Source organism: Bacteroidales bacterium (assembly GCA_012519055.1).
Classification (GTDB): Bacteria; Bacteroidota; Bacteroidia; order Bacteroidales; family Salinivirgaceae; genus JAAYQU01.
This window is the reverse complement of sequence record JAAYQU010000034.1, coordinates 1-24886: the sequence shown is the minus strand read 5'-3', so window position 1 is coordinate 24886 and position 24886 is coordinate 1. Positions and strand designations below refer to the sequence as shown.

Below are 24886 nucleotides of genomic sequence, written 5' to 3'. Positions count from 1 at the left end.
TATTTATCAACTTGTTGCTTTTCTAAGAATAGAGTATCTCCCGGATCAACGATTTCAACTTTTCTCATCATCTGGCGTACAATTACTTCAAAGTGTTTGTCATTAATTTTAACACCTTGCATTCTGTATACTTCTTGTATTTCGTTTACCAAATATTCTTGTACAGATGTAGGTCCTTGTACAAGAAGAATATCGCTTGGAGAAACTATACCGTCTGATAATGGTGTGCCAGCTCTTACGTAATCGTTTTCTTGAACAAGTATTTGGCGTGATAGAGGTACAAGGTATTTTTTTACTTCTCCAGAACGCGATTGAACTATAATTTCACGATTACCTCGTTTAATTTTACCAAATTCTACCTCTCCATCAATTTCAGATACTACTGCCGGATTTGACGGGTTTCGAGCTTCAAACAATTCGGTAACGCGTGGTAAACCTCCGGTAATATCACCAGCTTTACCAAATACGCGGGGTATTTTTACAATAACATCACCTTGTTTAACTTTATCGTTTTCATTAACAGTAATATGAGCTTTTACTGGTAAGTTGTATGTTTTGACCGCTTCACCAAGCTCGTTTAGAAGCATAATTTCCGGGTTTTTTGTTCTATCTCTTGTTTCAATGATAACTTTCTCGCTGAAACCCGTTTGCTCGTCTGACTCTTCTTTATATGTAACACCGTCGATAACATCTGAGAATGATATTTTTCCGTCTAACTCTGCTATGATTACTGCGTTATATGGATCCCATTCACAAATTCTAGTGCCTTTTTGAACTTCTTGTCCGTTTTTAACAAATAAGGTGGCTCCATAAGGTATAGCCCTATTTGATAGTGTCAACTTGGTGTTTACATCAACAATTCTCATTTCGGCCAAACGTCCAATTACCACTTGACATTTTTCTCCTGTATCGCTAACGAAGTCAACGGCTCTTAGTTCATCAATTTCCACAATACCACTATAATTTGCTGTAATTCCAGATTGTGCTGCAATATTCGATGCAATACCCCCAACGTGGAATGTACGAAGTGTTAACTGTGTTCCAGGTTCACCAATTGATTGTGCTGCAATAACTCCAACGGCCTCTCCTTTTTTTACCATTTTATTGGTGGCCAAGTTACGGCCATAACATTTTGCACACACACCCATTTTGGTTTCACACGTTAAAACTGATCTGATTTCAACTTGTTCTATTGGCGAATCTTCGATAATTTGGGCAATATCTTCATCAATTAGTTCGCCTGCAGCAACGATAAGTTTACCTGTGTTGGGGTGGTAAATATCGTTTACAGAGCAACGTCCCATTATTTTTTCGTATAAGCTTTCAACAAGCTCATCCCCCTTGCGGAGTTCTGTAGCAGGCAATCCTCTCAATGTACCACAGTCTGATTCGTTGATTATAACATCTTGAGCAACGTCAACTAATCGACGTGTCAAATAACCAGCGTCGGCTGTTTTTAATGCGGTGTCAGCAAGACCTTTACGTGCACCGTGAGTAGAGATAAAATATTCCAAAACAGAGAGACCCTCTTTAAAGTTAGCTAAAATTGGGTTTTCAATAATTTCGGAGGTTACGGCACTACTTTTTTGAGGTTTTGCCATCAATCCCCTCATACCGCACAGCTGTCTAATTTGTTCTTTTGATCCTCTTGCACCTGAGTCCAACATCATGTAAACAGAATTGAATCCTTCGTTGTCTCTAGACAGTTCATCTAAAAGAGTCATTGTTAGTTTAGCATTTGTATGTGTCCAAATATCAACTACTTGGTTGTATCGCTCTGTATTGGTTATAAAACCATTATTATGTTGATATGCTACTTCGTCAACTTTCTTATAACCTTCAGTTACAAGTTTCTCTTTCGATTCGGGTATAATAACATCAGCTAGGTTAAATGATAATCCACCTTTAAAAGCCATTTCAAAACCAAGGTTCTTAATATCATCCAAGAACTTTGACGTTTCAACTGTGCCGCATTTTTTATATATTTTACCAATAATATCACGTAGAGATCTTTTGGTAAGTAACTCGTTGATATATCCCATTTCTTTGGGAACAACGTTATTGAACATAACCCTTCCTACCGTAGTGTCAATAATTTGTCTTTTAACACTACCATCAGGTTGGGTAATATCTAATCTAACTTTTATTTCTGCATTCAGCTCGGCTTTTCCTTCGTTATATGCTATAATTACCTCTTTGGGTGAATAGAAGGTTATACCATTTCCTTTAGCATTGGGTTTTGATTTGGTCATGTAATATAATCCAAGTACCATATCTTGCGAAGGAACGGTAATTGGAGCTCCGTTTGCAGGGTTCAATATATTATGACTTCCTAACATTAAAAATTGTGCTTCAAGAATAGCAGCATTTCCTAATGGTAAGTGAACAGCCATTTGGTCACCGTCAAAGTCAGCGTTAAAAGCTGTACATGCAAGAGGGTGTAACTGAATAGCCTTACCTTCTATTAGTTTTGGCTGAAATGCCTGAATACCCAAGCGGTGTAGAGTAGGAGCACGGTTGAGTAGAACTGGATGAGATTTTAAAACATTTTCAAGTATGTCCCAAACAACTGGATCACGACGATCTACGATTTTTTTAGCTGATTTAACTGTTTTTACAATACCACGTTCGATAAGTTTTCTTATTACGAACGGTTTGTAAAGTTCAGCAGCCATATCTTTTGGCAATCCACATTCGTGCATTTTTAACTCTGGTCCTACAACAATTACCGAACGAGCTGAATAGTCAACACGTTTACCTAAAAGGTTTTGACGGAATCGTCCCTGTTTTCCTTTTAAGCTATCGCTGAGTGATTTTAGAGGTCTGTTAGCTTCTGTTTTTACGGCATTAGACTTTCTTGAATTGTCGAAAAGTGAATCAACAGCTTCTTGCAACATTCGTTTCTCGTTTCTAAGGATTACTTCTGGTGCTTTTATTTCGATAAGTCGTTTTAACCTGTTGTTGCGAATAATAACGCGTCTATAAAGGTCATTAAGGTCACTTGTTGCAAATCTTCCGCCGTCAAGTGGAACTAAAGGACGTAGTTCGGGTGGAATTACTGGAATCACTTGCAATATCATCCATTCAGGATTGTTTACACCTTTTGAGCTTCTGAATGCCTCAACAACTTGTAATCTTTTTAAGGCTTCATTTTTTCTTTGAACAGATGTTTCGTTGTTGGCTTGATCTCTAAGGTTATAAGACAATTCGTCTAAATCTAATCTTTGAAGCAAATCATGTAATGCTTCGGCACCCATTTTAGCAATAAATTTGTTGGGATCGCTATCATCAAGCATTTGATTTTCACGAGGAAGGGAGTCGAGAATATTCAGGTATTCTTCTTCACTTAAAAAGTCAAGATAATTAATTCCACCTTCTTCTTTTTTATCTTCAATTTCTATAGTTCCTGCAGCCCCTGGTTGTATTACGACATATTTTTCGTAATATATAATCGAGTCAAGTTTTTTTGAAGGTATTCCTAAAAGGTATCCAATTTTGTTGGGTAATGAACGAAAATACCATATATGAGCAACTGGTACAACTAAATGTATGTGTCCCATGCGTTCACGGCGTACCTTTTTTTCTGTTACTTCAACACCGCAACGGTCGCATACAATGCCCTTATATCTAATTCTCTTGTATTTACCGCAATGGCATTCATAGTCTTTTACAGGACCAAATATTCTTTCACAGAATAACCCGTCACGTTCAGGTTTATATGTCCTATAATTAATTGTTTCAGGCTTTAAAACTTCTCCGCTCGAACGTTCCAATATCTCTTCAGGAGAGGAAAGGCTGATATTTATATTTGAAAAATCGGATCTTACTTTCGAATCTTTACGATAAGCCATATTGTTTGTTTTTGAATGTGTATTATAACAGTTTATGAGTAATTTATTCTAACGAAACGCTTAATCCTAAGCCACGAAGTTCATGTAACAAGACATTAAATGATTCGGGGATACCAGGTGTTGGCATAGTATCTCCTTTGACAATTGCTTCGTATGCTTTTGAGCGCCCTTGAACGTCATCGGACTTAACTGTAAGAATTTCTTGAAGTATGTTCGATGCTCCAAAAGCCTCAAGTGCCCAAACTTCCATTTCACCGAAACGTTGTCCTCCAAATTGAGCTTTTCCTCCGAGGGGTTGCTGTGTAATAAGTGAGTATGGTCCAATGCTTCTGGCGTGCATTTTGTCGTCAACCATGTGTCCTAGTTTCATCATATAAATGATGCCAACAGTTGCTGGTTGGTCAAATCTTTCTCCTGTTTCCCCATCATAGAGATATGTACGTCCGAAATCAGGTAATTTGGCTTTTCGGGTATATTCGGTTATTTGCTCGAGTGTTGCTCCATCAAAAATGGGAGTTGAAAATTTAACACCAAGTTCTTTACCAGCCCATCCAAGAACAGTTTCATAAATTTGACCAAGGTTCATACGCGAAGGAACGCCAAGTGGATTTAAAACAATATCAACAGGGGTTCCGTCCGCAAGAAATGGCATGTCTTCTTGTCGTACAACTTTTGCAACAATACCTTTATTTCCGTGTCGTCCTGCCATTTTATCGCCAACTTTAATTTTTCTTTTCTTGGCAATATAAACTTTTGCTAATTGTATGATTCCGTTTGGCAGTTCATCACCAACTGTTATTCCAAAGCGTTTGCGTCTGAAATCTGCAATGGTATCTTTATATACGATAGTATAGTTGTGCAATAGACGTGATACTTGCTGGTTTTTCTTTTCGTCAGTAGTCCAATTAGATGTTTGAATATCAACAAAATCGTCTATTTCATTCAATACTTTTTGAGTATATTTTGCACCTTTTGCTACAATTTCTTGATTTAAGTAATTAACAAGTCCGGTTGATGTTTTACCGTTTAGTATTACAAAAAGTTTGTCAATTAGTCTCAACCTTAAGCTTTGTAGCTTAGTGTTCTCTTCTTTGTCAATTTTTTCAAGAAGTGTTTTTTCTGCAGCTTTTACTTTTTTATCTTTAGTAGTTCGCGAGAACAATTTTTTCTTGACCACAACACCGTACAGTGATGGTCCTGCTTTTAATGAAGCATCTTTTACATCTCCAGCTTTGTCGCCAAAAATTGCACGTAATAGCTTTTCTTCCGGTGTTGGATCTGATGCTCCTTTCGGAGTAATTTTTCCAACAAGGATGTCGCCAGGTACAATGTGAGCACCAACTCTTATCATACCGTTTTCGTCGAGATCTTTAGTCGCCTCTTCGCTTACGTTTGGAATATCGCTGGTTAACTCTTCTACTCCTCGTTTTGTTTCACGAACTTCAAGAATGTGTTCATCAATATGCAAAGAGGTGAAATAATCATCACGAACAACCTTTTCCGAAATTACAATAGCGTCTTCAAAATTGTAACCTTTCCAAGGCATGAATGCAACCATCAGATTTCTACCAAGTGCAAGTTCCCCATCTTTGGTAGCATATCCTGCAGTTAGAATATCACCTTTATTTACTTTTTGACCTACTCTTACAATAGGTTTCAAATTGATACAGGTGTTTTGATTTGTTTTTTGGAATTTAGTAAGGTTGTATCTTTTTGTATCTTCATCGAAACTTATAAGTTTCTCTTCTTCTGTTCGTTCGTATCTGATAACAATTTCTACTGCATCAACATACTCTACAACACCATTGCCTTCTGCAACAATTAGAATACGTGAATCTTCTGCTACCTCTCTTTCAATACCCGTTCCCACAATTGGTTGTTCGGGGTTTAATAATGGAACTGCTTGGCGCATCATGTTTGAACCCATAAGTGCACGGTTTGCATCATCATGTTCGAGAAATGGTATCAAAGAAGCAGCAATAGAAGCAATTTGGTTTGGAGCAACGTCCATTAGTTCTATCTCCTGTGGAGGAACAACTGGATAGTCGTCTTCAAACCTACTCTTTACACGGTCGCGGATAAATTTTCCATCATCATCTATTGGCGCATTAGCCTGAGCAATTGTTGAAAGGTCTTCCTCTTCGGCACTTAAGTATACAATACCTTTAGGAGATAAATCGACTTTTCCATCATTAACTTTTCTATAAGGTGTTTCAATGAAACCCATGTCATTGATTTTGGCGTAAACGCACATAGAAGAGATTAGTCCAATATTAGGACCTTCCGGGGTTTCAATAGGACATAAACGTCCGTAGTGTGTATAGTGAACGTCGCGTACTTCAAAGCCTGCTCTTTCACGTGAGATACCTCCAGGTCCGAGTGCTGACATACGTCTTTTGTGCGTCATCTCAGCCAACGGATTGGTTTGATCCATAAATTGTGATAGTGCATTTGTTCCAAAGAATGAATTTATTACAGAACTTAGAGTTTTTGCGTTAACTAAATCAACAGGCTTAAAAACCTCGTTATCACGAACGTTCATTCTTTCTCTTATAGTTCTTGTCATTCTGGCTAACCCAACTCCAAATTGGTTGTAGAGCTGTTCACCAACTGTCCTAACTCTACGATTACTCAGGTGGTCGATATCATCAACGTCTGCTTTAGAGTTGATAAGTTCAACCAAGTATTTTATTATCTGAATAATGTCTTCTTTTGTCAGTACCTTGACATTTGGATCGATAGATAGATTAAGTTTTTTATTAATTCTAAATCGACCAACATCTCCAAGGTCGTAGCGTTTGTCACTAAAAAACAGTTTGTCGATTACATCGCGCGCAGTAGACTCATCAGGTGGTTCACTACTTCGCAATGCACGATATATGAAAACAACAGCCTCTTTTTCCGAGTTCGTTGTATCTTTCTGTAAAGTGTTATATATGATAGCGTAATCGCTTTTTGAACTATCTTCTTTGTGTAGGAGTATAGTTTTTGCACCTGAATCGATTATCAAGTCAATGTGTGAGTTGTCGATAATGGTTTCACGGTTAACGATTATTTCGTTACGTTCGATTGAAACTACTTCTCCAGTATCCTCATCAACAAAGTCTTCAATCCAAGTTTTTAGTACTCTTGCAGCGAGTTTTCTACCAACAGCTTTTTTTAGACTTGTTTTGTTGACTTTGATTTCGTCTGCCAAGTCAAAAATTTGGATAATGTCTTTGTCACTTTCATATCCAATAGCTCGGAGTAAAGTAGATACCGGAAGTTTTTTCTTCCTGTCAATGTATGCGTACATTACATTGTTGATATCAGTTGAAAACTCAATCCAAGAGCCTTTGAAAGGAATAACTCTTGCTGAATATAGTTTAGTTCCGTTTGCGTGAACTGTTTGTGCAAAAAATACTCCTGGTGAACGGTGCAGTTGACTTACAATTACTCTTTCAGCACCATTTATGATAAATGTACCGCGTGGAGTCATATAGGGGACTGTTCCTAAATATACTTCTTGTACGACGGTATCAAAATCTTCATGTTCCGGGTCCGTACAGTATAGCCTAAGTTTTGCTTTTATGGGTACACTGTAGCTAAGTCCTCGTTCAATACACTCTTCAATGTCATATCTTGGAGGGTCTATAGAATAATCTAAAAACTCTAAAACAAAACTGTTTCGAGTGTCTGAGATAGGGAAGTTTTCTGTGAAAACTTTATATAAACCTTCTTTTTTACGCTCTTCGGGCGTACTGTTTAATTTGAAAAACTCTTCAAAAGATTTTAGCTGTAATTCCAGAAAATCAGGGTAGTCAAATTGCGATTTTGTAGAGGAAAAATTTATCCTATTTGTTTTGTTCAGACTCATAGTTTGTGTTATATATAAATTAACAATTAGAAAAAAACAACAAAAAGGCTTAGAGCACTTTAGGCTCTAAACCTTAACCCACAATATCGGATTATATTACTTGATTTCAACTTCTGCTCCAGCTTCTTCTAATTGGGTTTTTAAAGTTGTTGCTTCTTCTTTGCTAACGCCTTCTTTAATAGCTTTTGGCGCTGCATCGACTATCTCTTTAGATTCTTTAAGTCCTAGACCTGTTAATTCTTTAACAAGTTTTACTACTTGAAGTTTAGCTTGTCCAGCTGATTTAATGATAACATCAAAGCTGGTTTTTTCTTCGGCACCTGCTTCTGCTGCACCGCCTGCTGCGGGAGCAACAGCCGCTACAGCTGCAGCTGGTTCAATACCGTATTCGTCTTTAAGAATTGTAGCTAATTCGTTAACTTCTTTTACAGTTAAGTTTACTAACTCTTCCGCAAGTTTTTTCAAATCTGCCATTTTTTTTATTTTTTAAAAGGATTTTTACTAATTATTAATTTCTTTCTTGTAATGTTTTTACAACACCTGCTATTGTGTGACCACCCGACTGAAGCGAGCCAATAACTCGTTGAATTGGAGACTGTAGTAATGATATAATTTCTCCAATAAGTTCTTCGCGTGATTTAATGTTAGCAAGTGTTTCTAATTGGTCTGCGCCAATATATACAGATTCAGATACATAAGCACCTTTAAGAGATGGCTTAGGATTTTTCGGATTTTTCTTTTGAAAATCTTGTATCATTCTACCTGGCACGTTTCCAACTTCACAGAAAAAAATGGAAGTTGAACCTTTTAGTGTACCCAGTAGTTCTGTAAAATCGCCCTCAACTGACTCAAGAGCTTTTTGCATTAGAGTATTTTTGACAACTACCATGTTAATGTTTCTTTTAAAACACTCCTTGCGTAGTTCAAAAGTATCGGCTGCATTTAGTCCCGAGGTGTCAGTTATATAAAAGTGTCCATATTTTTGGATTTTTTCCTTGAGCGACTCAATGATTTGTGCTTTTTCTTCTCGTCTCATTTTCTATCAATTTTACTCATCAAATGACCTTACATCTACTTGGATGCCAGGGCTCATAGTACTACTTAAATAAACACTTTTAACGTATGTTCCTTTTGCACTTGTAGGCCTAAGCTTAATTAAAGTGTCAAAAAGTTCTTTCGCATTATCTTTAATTTTATCAGCATCAAACGATACTTTACCGATCGATGCATGAACGATACCAAATTTATCGACTTTGAAGTCAATTTTACCTGCTTTGACTTCCTTAACGGCAGCGCCTACTTCAGTTGTAACTGTACCACTTTTTGGGTTTGGCATAAGTCCACGAGGTCCTAAAATTCGACCCAATGCACCAACTTTACCCATTGTCTGTGGAGTTGTAATAATTACGTCAACATCAGTCCAGCCACCCTTAATTTTTTCGATATAATCATCTAAGCCAACGTGATCTGCACCAGCTGCTTTAGCTTCTTCTTCTTTATCGGGCGTACATAGTACAAGAACTCTTGTTTGTTTTCCTGTACCGTGAGGTAGTGACACTACACCACGAACCATTTGGTTTGCTTTACGTGGGTCAACACCTAATCGAACGTCCAAATCAACTGAAGAGTCAAACTTTGTAAAAGTAATCTCTTTTACTAATTTGGCTGCTTCTTCGATTTTATAGATCCTGCCGGCTTCGATCTTTTCGTATGCTCGCTTTTGATTTTTTGTAAGTTTTGCCATAACAAATTGATCTTTTATTACTGATTAAAATTTAGGATCACCAGTTACAGTGATTCCCATACTTCGGGCAGTACCGGCAATCATTTGCATAGCCGCCTCTATGGTTAATGCATTCATGTCAACCATTTTGCCTTCTGCTATGGTGCGAATGTTATCCCATGATATTGAGCCTACTTTTTTTCTATTAGGCTCGGCAGATCCGCTCTGGATTTTTGAAAGTTCTTTCAGTTGTACTGCTACAGGTGGTTCTTTGACAACGAAGTCAAATGATTTGTCACCGTAAACAGTAATAATAACAGGTAGAACTTTGCCAGCTTTGTTTTGTGTGCGTGCGTTGAATTGCTTGCAAAACTCCATGATGTTCACTCCCTTTGAACCTAATGCAGGCCCAACTGGAGGAGAGGGATTGGCTGCACCCCCTTTGATTTGCAATTTAATAAACGCTGCAACTTCTTTTGCCATAATGTTCTTTTCTAATTAAAAAATTACTCTTTCTCTACCTGTGAGAAGTTTAGTTCTACAGGGGTGCGTCGTCCAAAAATTTTGACGATAACTTTCAATTTTTTCTTTTCATCGTGTACCTCCTCAATTGTACCGCTGAAACCATCGAAAGGACCTTCAGTAATTTTTACGCTTTCACCAACAATAAAAGGAATGTTGATTTCTTCATCCATTTCCAACATTTCGTCCATTTTTCCCATAATCCTCCGAACCTCGTTATCACGTAGAGGTATCGGCTCACCATCTGGAGTACCAAGAAAACCTATGACGTTTGTTAAACCACGAATGATATGCGGTATTTCTCCAACCATTGCAGCTTCTATCAATACGTATCCGGGAAAACTAGCGCGTTCTTTGCTGATTTTTTTTCCATTACGTATTTGAAAAACCTTTTCGGTTGGTATAAGAACCTGCGATACGAATTCCGTAAGTTCAAGATTACGAATTTCGCTTTCGATCAGCTCTTTCACCTTTCGTTCTTTACCGCTTACTGCGCGGACAACGTACCATTTTTTGTCCATTGATATTACTTGTTTTACAAGTCTTTAGTAAAAAATATTATAGACAACACTCATTAAATTTGAAAAAGTGATGTCCATTACATAAATGAGGAGTGCTATGATTAAGGAAGCAACCATTACTACTACTGTGCTGGACTGAAGTTCGTTCCATTTAGGCCACGAAACTTTATGTACCATTTCGTCATAAACGACTTTTAAATAATTTCTAATTCTTTTCATCGATGTTTAAAATTGCCAGAAATAAAAAATAAACCTACATATTTCAATGGTCTGAAATTTCAATTGTAAGTCTATTACATTCTTAATTCTTAATATATTAGTTTTGACAATTAATAACTTTACTCGCAGGGGCGGAGAGGCTCGAACTCCCGACTTCCGGTTTTGGAGACCGGTGCTCTACCAACTGAACTACACCCCTAAAATATGCCATTGAGTTTTAACTCAATGGCATTATACTATATCAAAAATTATTATTCAATAATTTCTGTTACTTGACCTGCGCCAACTGTACGACCACCTTCACGAATTGCAAATCGCAATCCTTGACCGATAGCAACCGGGTAAATTAACTCTACATTAATTGTCACGTTGTCACCTGGCATTACCATATCAACACCCGCTGGCAATTGAATTGTTCCAGTGATATCCAATGTACGGATGAAAAACTGTGGGCGATAGTTGTTATGGAATGGAGTGTGACGACCGCCTTCTTCTTTTTTCAAGATATACACTTCAGCCTTAAATTTTGTGTAAGGCTTGATAGTATTTGGGTGTGCAATAATTTGTCCACGTTTAATATCTTTTTTGTCGATACCGCGAAGTAATAAACCAACGTTATCACCAGCTTCACCGCGGTCAAGAATTTTACGGAACATTTCAACTCCAGTAACAACACTTTTCTTGTTTTCGCCAAGTCCAATAATTTGAACTTCGTCACCAGTTTTAACTACACCTGTTTCAATACGACCTGTAGCAACTGTTCCACGACCTGTAATTGAGAATACGTCTTCAACAGGTAGTAAGAAAGGTTTGTCAACAAGACGTGTTGGAAGTGGAATGTATGAGTCAACAGCAGCCATTAATTCCATTATTTTTTCTTCCCACTCTGGTTCACCATTGAGTGCACCTAGTGCAGAACCGCGGATTACAGGGGTGTTGTCTCCATCAAATTTATAGAAACTAAGTAGTTCACGAACTTCCATTTCAACTAGTTCTAACATCTCTTCGTCGTCAACCAAGTCAACTTTGTTTAAGAAAACAACTATACTTGGAACGTTTACCTGACGAGCCAAAAGAATGTGCTCACGAGTTTGAGGCATAGGACCATCGGTCGCAGCAACAACTATAATAGCACCGTCCATTTGGGCAGCACCTGTTACCATGTTTTTAACGTAGTCAGCGTGACCAGGACAGTCAACGTGAGCATAGTGACGATTCTCTGTTTCATATTCAACGTGCGAAGCACTAATGGTAATTCCACGCTCTTTTTCTTCTGGAGCATTGTCAATTGAATCGAAGTCGCGCACTGCGCTCAATCCTTTGCTTGCAAGTACTTTAGTAATAGCAGCAGTAAGAGTTGTTTTTCCATGGTCAACGTGGCCAATTGTTCCTACGTTAACGTGTGGCTTGGTCCTTTGATACTGTTCTTTAGCCATAATTTTTAAATGTTAAATATGTTATTGTTTTAGGTTCAAAAAAATCACTCTTGAGCCAATGATGGGAATTGAACCCATGACCTCTTCCTTACCAAGGAAGCGCTCTACCCCTGAGCTACATCGGCACTATATTTGAGCGGGAGACGGGGCTCAAACCCGCGACCCTTAGCTTGGAAGGCTAATGCTCTATCGACTGAGCTACTCCCGCTTATAATATGAAAACAAAACGTGGGGAGAGAAGGATTCGAACCTCCGAAGGCATATGCCAGCAGATTTACAGTCTGCCCCAGTTGGCCACTTTGGTATCTCCCCATACATTCAAAAAATTAGAGCCGATGGAGGGATTCGAACCCACGGCCTGCTGATTACAAATCAGCTGCTCTGACCAACTGAGCTACATCGGCGATCTCAAAGAGTTTTTACTCCCCTTAATCTTTTGGGAATGCAAATGTAGGGAAGTTTTTTTATTTTACAAAGAAAAATGAAAAATTTTCTTTTATAATATTATTTTTTATTGCGTCTTAACTTTTCTTTATATCTAACTAGCTGAACTTTTAATGCGTCGACACATTGGGCTGTTGACTCTTCAAATGTTTTAGATTGACGGCTAGCAAATAAATCGTTATTTGGGATTTCTACTCTTATTTCTGTAATTTTGTTTTCAGATGTTTGACTGTTTTCTAATCGTAAAAAAACTTCAAAACCAACTATATTGTCAAATATTTGTGATAGTTTCGATAGCTTAGCTTCGATAAAATCAATAAGTTTTTGGTCTGCGTCAAACTTAATCGAATGAATTTTTATGTTCATAGTGGTTCCTCCTTTTATTATTAATATGTATTGTTTTAATTTCTTGGATGGGCTTGTTTGTGTGCCTTTTTTAATTTTTCAAAGTTATTATGTGCGTAAATTTGTGTTGCAGCCAAAGAGGTGTGTCCCAACAACTCTCTGATGGCGTTTAAATCTGCTCCTGCGTTTAACATATGTGTTGCAAAGGTATGTCGTAAAGTGTGTGGGCTGCGTTTAGTCATAGTAGTCACGTTATCTAAACTGTTCCGTACTAAAAGATAAACAAACTTAGGATACAAAGGTTTGCCTTTGTCGGTAACAAATAGGTAATCATTTTCGTTTCCGTGGGTTTTGCGTCTTAAATGTATGTATGAATCAAGCTGTTGTACAAACCAGTTAGGAATTGGAATGTTTCTTTGCTTGTTACGTTTCCCCAAAACAGATATATATTTTCTATCTCTATCAATATCGTTTATTTTTAAGTTTATTAGTTCAGCACGTCTAATGCCAGTTAAATATAGTAGAGAGAGAATTGTGTTTGTTCTCATTTTGGGAAAGTCTTCTGTTGAAAATTCAGAAAGTGATAGTGAATCAATTTGAGATTCTTCAAGGAAAGAGGGTAATTGTTTTTGCTTTTTGGGCAACAAAATATTTAGTGCGGGGTTCTTTTTTATATTCCCGCATATGATATGGTATTTATAGAACGATTTTAATGATGATATTCTTCTGTGAATAGTGGTTTTGCTCTCTTTTTTTTCTAATAACACAAGAAGCCATTCCCGTACATCTTTGGATGTAGCTGAGAGTGGCTCTTTATTGTTATTGGTTTCGTTTAAAAACTCAATAAATAGTTTTATATCTGATGTGTATTCTCTTACAGTGTGTTCAGAGAATTTGCGTTCAAAACGAATGTGTTTTATGTATTGTTCTAATGCTTCGCTCATGTTTGCAATATAGCAATATTCAATACAAAAAACAAGTGGAATTTAATTATTTTCCTCTTGGACTTGAAGATGTTGTTTATAGACGGCTTTTTGAAGTGTTCTGCGACGTAATTCACTTTTTTTGTTAAATTGTTTGCGATTACGAATTTCTTTCATTCTTCCGGTTTTTTCAAACTTACGTTTGTAGCGTTTTAGTGCGCGGTCAATGTTTTCGCCTTCTCTAACAGGTATTATTATCATAGTATAAATTAATTAATAAAAAGTTTTTTAATATTTGGGACTGCAAATTTAGATAATAGGTTTTATTATAACAAATATTTTATAAATTTAATTTTTATTTGGTTTCGTATAAATTTGTTTTATTAGCTAGTAATGTGAAACGATAGACCACTGATTGTTAATACTCAAGATATTCTGTTAAGCGTGCTATCTCTTGTTTCGTTATTACCCGATTTTTAACAAGTTCGTTACTGTTTTTGATCTCTTTTACGAAGTTTCGGTACCTTATTAGCTTGTTCGCAAAGTCTTTACTAACGTATGGATGTCGTATTAGTGTTTTGTAGTCGGCTTGATTTACATTAATTTTCTTTACTTGTATCGGATCAATCCATGTGTGATTTAGTATTTTTGTTTTACTACTATCTGGAATTTCATCAACCTCATAAATTTGTTCCCTATTGAGAAAACCTCCAAGTTTGTTTCTGTAGCTGATTATTTTGCCACAAACATCAAAACTCTCACCACTTGACTTGCTTAGTTCTGATGTAGTAGTTGTATTTAGCTCAACTTTAGATATTTCAAACTTTATCTCTTTTATGGTTTCGATATTGACGTATGGTTTAATTTGTAAATAGGTTGACGTATCTATTGTGTATAAGGTCATTAGGTCTTCGCTTTTTGCAAATTTGCCACCTGATTTTACGTAATTAACGATAGTTTTGGCGATATATTCTGGCATTCCTATTTCCAATAATTTATTAAACGAAGTCTTATTTGGATCAAACTTCTCTGTTAGGGCTATCTTTTTATCTTGCTTTATGGTTTTAGGTTTTGTAAAATCCCTGTTTTCAATAATTATGTAGGGGAGCAATTCGTCGAATAGAGAGTCGGTCATTCCGTAAATTATTCGTAAATCGTCTGGTGAATTGTACTTTTTCCCTTTAGAGCGAAGATTAACTATTTTTGTTGCAATATTTTCCGGAACTCCTGAACTAATGAGTTGATCCTTACTGTCAGAATTTGGATTAAAATATGTCAAGGGTACAGTATCAACAACAGTGTTCAAATCGCTTGTTATTAACTGCATGAGAGTGGTGTCAAGTATTGGCATTGTCGCGCTTCTGCTAAAATATCTTTTTTGAACTTGTCCGTATATAATAATGGTGATAATAATCCCCCATATTAACAAAAGGGCTCGTTTTTGCCCTTTTGTATATGAGTTTATATCCTTCCACAACGTTGACATATTTGTTGTGTGTTTAAAATTTTATTAATCCTGTTTGATAAAGGAAAATTAGAATAATAGCAACAGGTGCAATAAATCTTAAAATAAACATAAATATATTGTACCAAGCAATACTTTTTGCTGTTTTAGTAACGTTTAGCTGTTCTTTAATATGCTTTCGTGACATTGCCCACCCTATAAACAGAACAATAAACAATCCTCCTAATGGCAACATTATATTGGATGTCAGATATTCTGTAAAATCGAAAAAGCTAAATTTCCCTATATTTAAAACGCTTGAATCTGTAAGAGATAGAGTGCAGAATACTCCTATTATTAGGGCTACCGTTCCCCCAATAATTGCCGATTTAGTTCTGCTCACCTTACGTTCTTCAATTAAATATGCTGTAACTACTTCAAGCAGAGATATTGAACTGGTTATAGCTGCAATAAAAAGAAGTATAAAGAACGTGATTGCAAATAGTTGTCCAGCAGGCAAAGAGTTAAACACTTGAGGTAAAACTATAAATACCAAACCGGTACCTTCGTCAGCAGTAAATCCTAATGCAAAAACGGCAGGGAATATAGCCACTCCTGCTAAAACTGCAATTAAAGTGTCAGCAATAGAAACACTTACAGCTATTTTCGGTAGTTTTTCGCTCCTTTTTATATAACTTCCATAGGTTATCATTGTTCCCATTCCAAGACTTAGTGAAAAGAATGCTTGTCCAAGTGCATTTAATACTACTCCACCGTCGATTTTCGAGAAATCGGGATTAAATAGGAACGATAAGCCTTTGCTTGCACCGGGTAGTGTTACTGATCGTATGCAAAGTACTATTATAATGAGTAAAAGCAAGGGCATTAAGAGTTTTGTATATCGTTCTATTCCTTTTTCAACACCGGCTAACACTATTAATACTGTTAAAACAATAAATACCACCTGCCAAAATACTGACATAAAAGAGTTATTGGTAAAATTACTGAAAAGTGTTCGTAGTCCCTCTGCATCAAGATTATGGTATTGATTAGCTACCGCAATTTTAATATATTCTAGCGTCCAGCCTGCAACCGTTGAGTAAAAAGCCAAAATCAAAACTGAGGCTATTACACCTAGAACACCAACCCACTTCCACTGTGAGTTTGGTTTTAAAACCTTGAAAGCCCCGACAGGGTTTCTTTGGCTTTGTCTGCCAATGATAAATTCACTAATCATCAGAGGAACGCCTATTGCGAATATTATTCCCAAATAAATAAGAATAAAAGCTGCTCCTCCGTTTTGTCCGGTCATGTACGGAAATCTCCAAATATTTCCTAGTCCAATTGCCGAGCCCGCAGCTGCGGCAATTATACCGAATCTGCTTCTAAAAGCGCTTCGTTTTTTGATCTCTTTGTTTTCTGCCATGATTTCTATGTTTTAAAAAGGATACCCAATACCTATATGAATTTGAAAATCGTTTTTTGTATATTTTTGATAAAATGGTATAATGCCGTAGTGTTCTGCTATTGAGGGATCTTTAACTTTTAAAGCACCATCTAATCGAATTAATAGAAAGTTCAAGTCAAGCCGTAGTCCTAAACCGCTACCTACAGCAAATTCTTTGTAAAAACTATTTAGCTTGAATTTTGTGTTTTCGCGTTGCTCATATTTATTTATTGACCATATATTACCTGCGTCAACAAAGAAAGCTCCCTCTAATTTCCATACTAAGTGAAAACGGTACTCAAAATTACCAATAAGTTTGAAGTTTGATGTCTGGTTAGGAAATAGGGTAGTGTCTGCAAAAGTTCCGGGTCCTAATCGTCCGATTTGCCATGCTCTCACATCATTGGCTCCACCGGCAGAGAATTGTTTAACAAAAGGCATAGTTGTTACGTTACCATACGGAACACCTATTCCTGTAAATATTCGAAGCACAGCTCTATTGTATTGATTTATAACATAATAGTATCGAAAATCGATGTCTGTTTTGGCAAATTGTGCGATTTTAGTTTTAGGATCAATAACATAACTACCATCAACCGTGTTTTGTTTTGTAAGCTTAAAAGCAGTTGTCATTAGATTGCCTGCAAGCTCGATATTGTATCTAAAATAGACATAATTACGTATTGACTTTAATTGTTGATTGCTGAAAATAATGCTGTACCAAGCCGAGGAGATGAAATAGTTGTCGAAGTCTTTTCTACGATACGGATTTGATGCTAAATAAGCTGAGTCCATAACAGGAAACCGCACAGAGTTTAATTCAATAGGAGTTACTATGTGTCTGATATTCTGGCTACCATTCCAGAAGTATCCAAAGTTGCCTTTAAGAATTGTACGAGTGTAATTTGGCTGATTGTGAAAGCTGTACGCCCCTCCTGTTGATGTTTTTGGACGATATTTTTTATAAAAATATTCTTTACCGAACGGTATCAAAAAATTTGGAAAATCGATATTTGCTTCAGCACCGTATTCGTATGAATTAAACTTAAATCTTTCGCGCTCTTCTTCACTTATTCCTTCTGTTACTATTTGGGCTGCTCCGGTTACTTTTAGATTGAGTATTTCTGCACCGTTAAAAATATTTCGATGTTGATACGATAAGTTAACTGCAGCTTCATAATTATTTCCTGAGTTATTCCCCTCTAATTCAACTGTGTATGATTGTATTGTGTGTGGTGTTAGTTGTATAATGCATTCGACAGTTTGAGCGGTATCAGCTAAATTTTCTGGATTGTTGAAACGAATGTTTATAAGTTTAAAAATAGCTGTGGAGTTTAAAAATCTGCTTGTTTCTTCAACTTTAATAATATTGTATTTGTCGCCCTGGCTTATTGAGAGGGCTTTTAATATTACATCGTGCTTGATTTTTATCCCTTTTTGTTGTAGAAAAAGGTAATCTTTAAATGTGGTTGAGTCAAAGCTGTTGATGTACTCATCACCTTCAATAATAGCTCTCTTGGGGTCGAATGATGGGTAGATAATTACTTTGCGAATATAGCATGGTCTCATAGCTTGATTATTCTCCTCAGCATTTTCTTTGCTGGTGTTACTATATCCAATTTTAGAAATAACATCTACTTGATTGGGCATAATCGTTGTATCGGCTGTGTAAGATATAGAGTTGACATTGAAATAATAATATCCTTGTTCTTTCAGAAAACGAGTAATTCTTTGTCGCTCTAGATCGAACAAATTGATGTCAAAATGGTTGCCTGTTTTGATATTTGAATTAGCTGTATCTGAGAGGATTAGTTTAGCAACAGTTGGGTTTGAAATTTGGTAGTTTATACTTTTTACAGTGTAGGGAGCATTAGTTCTAATAATGTAATATAAAGTGACAGCTCGGTCGTTATATCCTAAACTATCTTTCACTTCAGCATTATAGTATCCTTTGTTTGCAAGAAAAATTTCAAGTTGATTAATAGTTTTTTGTGTTAAAAATCGGTCATAAACCACAGGTTTTTCTCCTACTGTTTTTCCTATCCAATGTATCGGACCTTTTTCGTTGTGATTACATAATGTGTTGTAAATATGCAGGTGCAATCTTAAAAAATAGAGTACCTTTTTGTTGCTTTTTTGTTGTACGTATCCATATAAATCGTCTGTATCTATTTTGCGGTTATCGCACTTTAATACTACCTTGTCCAGTAAGTACTCGTTTTCAGGAACAAAGCGGGTCGTATTGCAACCGTATACAAATATTGTTACCAATATCAATAAAAAAGAAAATTTTTTATAGGTTCTTGTTAACAATGCATATACGTTAAATCTGAGCATACTCAGGCTATTTTTTATTAGTGAATATATATATTTGCAGTTTTGTGCAAGGATTATATGTAATTTGCACGTATCTAAGCCATTTCCGTGTATTTCGGATTTGGATTGTTGTGCACGTTTCATATCTTTGTGCTGTAAAAATAGTGAAAAACATGAGATAATGTTGTTATCGCGCAATTTTTGATTTTTTAATTAAAACAATTGAGTGTGGTTAGTTCGTCAGAAATCAAGTTTATAAAATCACTTGGAATTAAAAAATATAGACAGGAGTATGGTCTGTTTGTTGTTGAGGGAGAGAAGGTTGTAGGTGAGCTTTTAGAATCAGACTTTACTGTACGAGATCTCTTTTGTATTGAGGAATATGCTGGCTTAATCAAGTATGACAAATGCCGCGTTATTACTGATAAGCAGCTGGAGCGATTGTCATTTTTTAAAACTCCAAATAAGGTTCTTGCAGTTGTTGAAATTCCAAAAAACAAATATAATATCGAGCAGTTTTTATCGCAAGATAAATTACTGTTGCTCGGGCTTGATAATATTAACGACCCTGGTAATATGGGTACTATTATTAGGATTGCCAATTGGTTTGGAATTGAAAATATAGTCTGTTCGCCCGAGAGTGTTGACTGTTATAGCCCAAAGGTTGTTCAATCGTCAATGGGTTCGTTATTTAGAGTTAATATATATTATGATGATTTAGCTAGAGCTATCAACAATATTAAAAAATCGGGAGAAGTATATATTTACTCTTCAAATATTGATGGTATTTCTATTTACGAAACACCAATTCAAAATCGTGCTATGCTTTTACTGGGCAATGAGTCGCATGGTATTAGAAATGAGATATCTGCATTAGCTGACTATAAGATTAAGCTCCCTTCATTTCCTGCCGGGAATAGTTCAATGGAATCGTTGAATGTTGGTGTTGCTGCGGGAGTTTTGTGTGCGGAATTTAGGAAAAGGCAATTAGCAATTAGCAATTAGCAATGAACAATTATGTGGAGACGGAGCATGCTCCGTCTCTACGTTGAAAACGTTGTACATATTATTATCGTAAGCAATATTGCTATCGTTTTGGGCTAAAGCCCAAAAATACGTGCATTTATCGACCACCCAACGACTTAAAAGTCGCCACTATTGATATGATAATCACTCCATTAATTGTTAATTGTACATTGCTAATTGCACATTGCCCTCTATTCCCACTCTATTGTTGCAGGTGGTTTTGAGCTTATGTCGTAAACAACGCGGTTTACGCCTCTAACTTTGTTAATTATTTGGTTTGAAACCAAAGCTAAAAATTCGTACGGAAGGTGTACCCAGTCGGCAGTCATACCATCTATTGAATTAACAGCTCTAAGTGCTACAACTTGTTCGTATGTACGTTCATCGCCCATCACGCCCACCGAGTGTATTGGGAGTAAAATTGCTCCGGCTTGCCAAACTTTATCATAAAGGTTGTGTTCACGTAGCATTGATATAAAAATATCGTCAACCTCTTGAATTATAGCTACCTTTTCTTTAGTAATATCTCCAATTATTCTTATAGCCAATCCTGGACCCGGGAAGGGGTGACGGTTTATAAATTTTTCAGGTATAGATAATGCTTTGCCAATACGTCTAACATCATCTTTGAAAAGCATTCGCAGAGGTTCAACTATTTTTAAATTCATTCTTTCGGGTAACCCACCAACATTGTGGTGAGATTTAATTGTTACCGAAGGACCGTTCACGGAAACCGACTCTATTACATCGGGGTAAATAGTTCCTTGAGCGAGCCATTTAGCTCCTTTTATTTGCTTGGCTTCCGATTCAAAAACATCAATAAATGTTTTTCCTATTGCCTTACGCTTTTGTTCGGGGTCACTGATGTTTGCCAGAGCTTTAAGGAATGCTTCGGAAGCGTCAACTCCTTTTACGTTTAATCCCAGTACTTTATAATTTTCAAGTACGGTTGGAAATTCGTTTTTTCGTAATAATCCGTTATTTACAAATATGCAGTGGAGATTTTTTCCAATAGCCCTGTTTAGTAGAACAGCGGCTACAGTGCTGTCTACTCCTCCGGAGAGACCAAGAATGACAGTATCGTCTCCAACCTGTTTTTTTATTGAGTCAACAGCATTGTTGATAAACGAGTCGGGAGTCCAGCCCTGTTTGGCTCCGCAAATCTTTGTTACAAAGTTTTTTAATAATTGTGTACCTTCAGTTGAATGGTGCACTTCGGGATGAAACTGTATTCCATATGTTTCCTCGCCTTTTATTTGGAAGGCAGCATTTGTTATATTGGTAGTTTGAGCAATATTCTCAAAGTTATCAGGCAGTGAGATTATTGTATCTCCATGCGACATCCATACTTGACTACTCGCAGACATTCCTGCAAAGAGAGGGTTTTTTGTATCTATTTTTGTTAACTCAGCTCGACCATACTCTCTATTTTCAGATTTTTGTACTTGCCCACCATACGTTTGTGCTAAGAGTTGTGCACCGTAGCAAATTCCCAATAGGGGGTACTGCTTTTGTATATCAGAAAGGTTTATTTTTGGAGCGTTTGTATCGGATACCGAAAAGGGGCTGCCACTTAGTATTACTCCTGCAATAGAGCTGTCGAGCTTTGGGAAGTTGTTATAGGGATATATTTCGCAATATACATTCATTTCTCTAATACGACACGCAATCAGTTGGGTGTATTGTGAGCCAAAATCGATGATTAGAATTTTTTGAGCCATTGTTGTTTTTTTAATTAAAAGCACACAAATATAATGCTTTTTAGATTTATTTTTTTAGAACAGTCAACGTAAATTCTATCAGTAAATGCTATTTTTTCTTTATATTTGGGAACAGTCAATTAACAATTATAAATATGAAAATTGAGTTAGTAAAAGGAGACATAACTTTAATTGCCGTTGATGCAATTGTAAATGCTGCAAATAGTCGTTTAGCCGGTGGCGGTGGTGTTGATGGCGCGATACATCGTAAAGGTGGTTCCTCAATAGCCAATGAGTGTGACAAGATAAGAGAAAAACATGGAGGTTGTCCAACGGGAAGTGCAGTTTATACTAATGCGGGAAACTTGCCTGCCAAATATGTAATACATACTGTTGGTCCAATATGGCGTGGAGGTACACAAAACGAGCCTCAATTGTTAGAAAGTTGCTATACAGAGAGTCTTAAACTTGCAGAAACTCTTAATGTTGAAACCATATCTTTCCCAAACATAAGTACAGGGGTTTATGGTTATCCGAAAGAGGAGGCAGCCAAAGTTGCAATTAAAGCGGTTAAATCCTTTAGCAAAACTGCAAAACAGATTAAGAGAGTTATATTTGTTTGTTTTGATGATGAAAACTATAATATCTATCGTGAGCTATTAGAACACTGATGATACAGATATAACGGATAAACACAGAATTTTAAATTTTTATCTGTGATAATCTGTTTAATCAGTATATTCCGTGTTCTAAGACCATCAGAGAAAAAACGCTTCTCTCAGGATTTTTCCTTGAAAAGCGTTTTCATTAACTAAAAATCAAGTAAAAAATTGCTATAAAAAATTATTTAGTTTTTATCTGTTCTTTAATAGTTTTTAGCTCTTCCATAAGTTTGTTAATAAGCTCTCGTTGCTCTTTGACAGCATCGTTTAGTCCTTTGTTCTTATCGTTTAGCAATTTAATAGCCTCTTGTTGCTCTTTTATTGCTTCAACAAGCACGGGTGTAAGTGTGGCATACTCAATTGAGTAATAAATTTCGTTACCTTGTTCATCTTTTCCTCCACCGCTAACTATTTCGGGTAGTATTTCTTTTACCTCTTGTGCAATAAAGCCAATGTTTTGTCCCGGGCGATGGTCTGTTTCATCTTTCCATTTAAAGGTTACACCTTGTAGTTTAAGCACACTTTGCAATGCACCTTGTAGGGGTTTAATATTGGTTTTTAGGCGGGCATCGCTAGTGGCATTCCAATTCTCTAAACCACCAGCTGAGCCTTGTACCCAAAAGGTTTTTGAATTTGACGAAGTTGCATTGATAGCAACATATTTAGAAGAAAAATCACCCCAGATGAGTGGTATCCCTGTCGAATTGGCTATATAAAGCTTGTTGCTACCCGTCTCATTACAACCTGCCGCATAACCAAGAAAAACATTACTATTACCAGAGAAATTCTTTTCGCCTGCACTTTTACCAAGAAAAACATTACTACTACCAGTATTACCATGTCCTGCACTTTTACCAAGAAAAACATTAAAATTACCAGAGACATTGTTATATCCTGCTGTTGTTCCCATTACAACATTTTCTCTTCCAGTTTCACTATTATAGAGAGAATTCGAGCCTATAGACACATTGTTTATACCTGTTGCATTATTTTCCCCTGCCCCAGATCCAATAAAAATGTTGCCAGCTGATGTATTTGCCCGCCCTGCCTTTGTTCCTATAAACACATTGCTCGTATTTACTTTGTTGGAATAACCAGCCTCAAGTCCAATACAAATGTTGTTATTGCCTTCTGTATTCTCATAGCCAGCATTTTCGCCCATAAATACATTGCTTCTACCTTCTGTGTTGTTATAGCCCGCACCTTCGCCTATGAACACATTGCTTGAACCTGTAATATACGGACCCTCAGAAGGACTATATCTAGCGACCCCTTCAGTATGGTATCCTGCCTTATTTCCGATAAACACATTGTTGTTTCCAATTTGATTTATAAATCCAGCATTCGTTCCCATATACACATTATTAGTGCCTTCTGTATTGGATTTACCAGCTGTGTTGCCAATGAATATATTGTTGCTGGCGGTGTTGCCAAAGCCCGCTTGGTTACCTACAAATACGTTGTTCTCACCCGTGGCGTTACTGTGTCCTGCTAGATTTCCCATAAACACATTATTTGAACCCTCAATGTTATTGTTTCCAGCCATATTTCCCATAAACACGTTGCTTTCACCTATGGTATTATAGTAACCAGCACTCTCCCCCACAAATACGTTGCGACTACCTGTGGTATTATTGTGACCAGCTTCGTAACCCATATATACGTTGAATACTCCGCTAGTGTTATATATACCAGCTTTGAATCCTATATATACGTTGTAAGAACCTGTGGTGTTGGCACCGCCAGCCTGGTTTCCCATAAATATATTGAATCCTCCTGTAGTGTTGTTGGCTCCTGTCCCGTAGCCCAAAAACATATTGGCATGACCAGCACTATTGTTAAAGCCAGCTAAGTTTCCTATAAATACGTTACTTATACCTTCTACATTGCTATAGCCTGCATTAGTTCCAATAAAAATGTTTTCTTGACCAACGGTGTTACTAAATCCAGCACAATTTCCCATAAACACATTGTTTGCACCTGTGGTATTATTGTAACCAGCTCGGTAGCCTATAAATACGGCATTTTCGTAATTGCTTTCTGTCGTGCCTTTACCAGCCTCGTTACCCATTATTACACTTCTATTTACTGCTGTTGCTAAATTAGCGGCATGGTAACCCATAAAAACGTTCTTTTCTCCCGTGGTATTGGCTTTACCAGTTTCATAGCCTATAAAGGAGTTGTATTTGCCAGTAGTAACTTTCCCAGCCTCGTGTCCAATGAAGTAGTTGTCAGGTGTTAAGTGCATAAAGTTCTGTGGAGCAACTTTACCTGATGAAAGCCCTCCAATGGCGAACCCTCCTTTAGCTGCCTTGCTATTATTAGCATTTACGTAAACACGTGTGCTATCAGCTGTTGCAACAAAGATGTTTTTTGCTGGAAGCCCTTTACCTGAAGAGAGTCCACCAATAGCGAAACCACCTTTGGCTGCTTTGGTTGAATCAGTATTTA

Annotated in this window: 19 protein-coding genes and 5 tRNA genes; 2 read left to right on the top strand and 22 right to left on the bottom strand. The window is 36.8% G+C overall.

Features of this window, described 5'->3' with window-relative positions:
- From rpoC to GX311_06065, 20 genes are all read right to left on the bottom strand, one after another.
- Positions 1-3851, bottom strand: a 3851-nt coding sequence (gene rpoC, locus GX311_06160) for a DNA-directed RNA polymerase subunit beta' (protein NLK15962.1), incomplete at its 3' end; no start/stop codon positions are given.
- Between the two features lie 43 nt (positions 3852-3894).
- The gene (rpoB, locus tag GX311_06155) at positions 3895-7707 is read right to left on the bottom strand and encodes a DNA-directed RNA polymerase subunit beta (protein ID NLK15961.1); all 3813 of its coding nucleotides are present in this window, start codon (positions 7705-7707) and stop codon (positions 3895-3897) included.
- Between the two features lie 96 nt (positions 7708-7803).
- Positions 7804-8181: a 50S ribosomal protein L7/L12 gene (gene rplL / locus GX311_06150; GenBank protein NLK15960.1), complete on the bottom strand. Its 378-nt coding sequence runs from the start codon at positions 8179-8181 to the stop codon at positions 7804-7806.
- Positions 8182-8215: 34 nt separating this feature from the next.
- Positions 8216-8743: a 50S ribosomal protein L10 gene (locus tag GX311_06145; GenBank protein NLK15959.1), complete on the bottom strand. Its 528-nt coding sequence runs from the start codon at positions 8741-8743 to the stop codon at positions 8216-8218.
- 12 nt (positions 8744-8755) lie between these two features.
- The gene (locus tag GX311_06140; protein NLK15958.1) at positions 8756-9451 is read right to left on the bottom strand and encodes a 50S ribosomal protein L1; all 696 of its coding nucleotides are present in this window, start codon (positions 9449-9451) and stop codon (positions 8756-8758) included.
- A 24-nt stretch (positions 9452-9475) separates the two neighbouring features.
- Entirely contained in the window at positions 9476-9913 is a 438-nt protein-coding gene (gene rplK / locus GX311_06135; GenBank protein NLK15957.1) for a 50S ribosomal protein L11, read from the bottom strand.
- Positions 9914-9936: 23 nt separating this feature from the next.
- Positions 9937-10473 (bottom strand): transcription termination/antitermination factor NusG, encoded by a 537-nt coding sequence (nusG, locus tag GX311_06130; GenBank protein ID NLK15956.1) that lies wholly within the window; start codon positions 10471-10473, stop codon positions 9937-9939.
- Between the two features lie 24 nt (positions 10474-10497).
- Complete coding sequence (secE, locus tag GX311_06125; GenBank protein NLK15955.1) at positions 10498-10692, bottom strand: preprotein translocase subunit SecE; 195 nt, start codon at positions 10690-10692, stop codon at positions 10498-10500.
- A gap of 126 nt (positions 10693-10818) precedes the next feature.
- Positions 10819-10891, bottom strand: a tRNA-Trp gene (locus tag GX311_06120).
- Positions 10892-10943: 52 nt separating this feature from the next.
- Positions 10944-12128, bottom strand: a complete 1185-nt coding sequence (tuf, locus tag GX311_06115) for an elongation factor Tu (protein NLK15954.1) — start codon at positions 12126-12128, stop codon at positions 10944-10946.
- A 53-nt stretch (positions 12129-12181) separates the two neighbouring features.
- Positions 12182-12253: transfer RNA gene (locus GX311_06110), tRNA-Thr, on the bottom strand.
- A 10-nt stretch (positions 12254-12263) separates the two neighbouring features.
- Positions 12264-12336 (bottom strand) — tRNA-Gly (locus GX311_06105).
- Positions 12337-12357: 21 nt separating this feature from the next.
- Positions 12358-12440: transfer RNA gene (locus GX311_06100), tRNA-Tyr, on the bottom strand.
- 18 nt (positions 12441-12458) lie between these two features.
- A tRNA-Thr gene (locus tag GX311_06095) sits at positions 12459-12532 on the bottom strand.
- 100 nt (positions 12533-12632) lie between these two features.
- Positions 12633-12938, bottom strand: a complete 306-nt coding sequence (locus tag GX311_06090) for an HPF/RaiA family ribosome-associated protein (GenBank protein ID NLK15953.1) — start codon at positions 12936-12938, stop codon at positions 12633-12635.
- 35 nt (positions 12939-12973) lie between these two features.
- Positions 12974-13861 (bottom strand): tyrosine-type recombinase/integrase, encoded by an 888-nt coding sequence (locus GX311_06085; protein ID NLK15952.1) that lies wholly within the window; start codon positions 13859-13861, stop codon positions 12974-12976.
- 42 nt (positions 13862-13903) lie between these two features.
- Entirely contained in the window at positions 13904-14101 is a 198-nt protein-coding gene (locus GX311_06080) for a 30S ribosomal protein S21 (GenBank protein ID NLK15951.1), read from the bottom strand.
- 157 nt (positions 14102-14258) lie between these two features.
- Positions 14259-15326 (bottom strand): helix-hairpin-helix domain-containing protein, encoded by a 1068-nt coding sequence (locus GX311_06075; protein ID NLK15950.1) that lies wholly within the window; start codon positions 15324-15326, stop codon positions 14259-14261.
- A 13-nt stretch (positions 15327-15339) separates the two neighbouring features.
- Positions 15340-16710 carry a sodium-dependent transporter gene (locus GX311_06070; protein NLK15949.1) on the bottom strand — a complete coding sequence of 457 codons (1371 nt, stop codon included), beginning with the start codon at positions 16708-16710 and terminating at the stop codon, positions 15340-15342.
- Between the two features lie 12 nt (positions 16711-16722).
- Entirely contained in the window at positions 16723-19068 is a 2346-nt protein-coding gene (locus GX311_06065; GenBank protein NLK15948.1) for a BamA/TamA family outer membrane protein, read from the bottom strand.
- A 207-nt stretch (positions 19069-19275) separates the two neighbouring features.
- On the opposite strand from GX311_06065, the gene GX311_06060 reads away from it, so the two are divergent.
- Positions 19276-20052: an RNA methyltransferase gene (locus GX311_06060; protein NLK15947.1), complete on the top strand. Its 777-nt coding sequence runs from the start codon at positions 19276-19278 to the stop codon at positions 20050-20052.
- A 212-nt stretch (positions 20053-20264) separates the two neighbouring features.
- On the opposite strand, the gene guaA is transcribed toward GX311_06060, so the two are convergent.
- The gene (gene guaA / locus GX311_06055) at positions 20265-21794 is read right to left on the bottom strand and encodes a glutamine-hydrolyzing GMP synthase (GenBank protein NLK15946.1); all 1530 of its coding nucleotides are present in this window, start codon (positions 21792-21794) and stop codon (positions 20265-20267) included.
- 128 nt (positions 21795-21922) lie between these two features.
- Here guaA and GX311_06050 point away from each other — a divergent pair, with 128 nt between their 5' ends.
- A complete protein-coding gene (locus GX311_06050; protein NLK15945.1) occupies positions 21923-22444 on the top strand; it encodes an O-acetyl-ADP-ribose deacetylase in 522 nt (173 codons plus the stop codon).
- A 172-nt stretch (positions 22445-22616) separates the two neighbouring features.
- Here the strand turns inward: GX311_06050 and GX311_06045 are convergent.
- Positions 22617-24886 (bottom strand): hypothetical protein (locus GX311_06045; GenBank protein ID NLK15944.1); only part of this gene is annotated, 2270 nt, incomplete at its 5' end.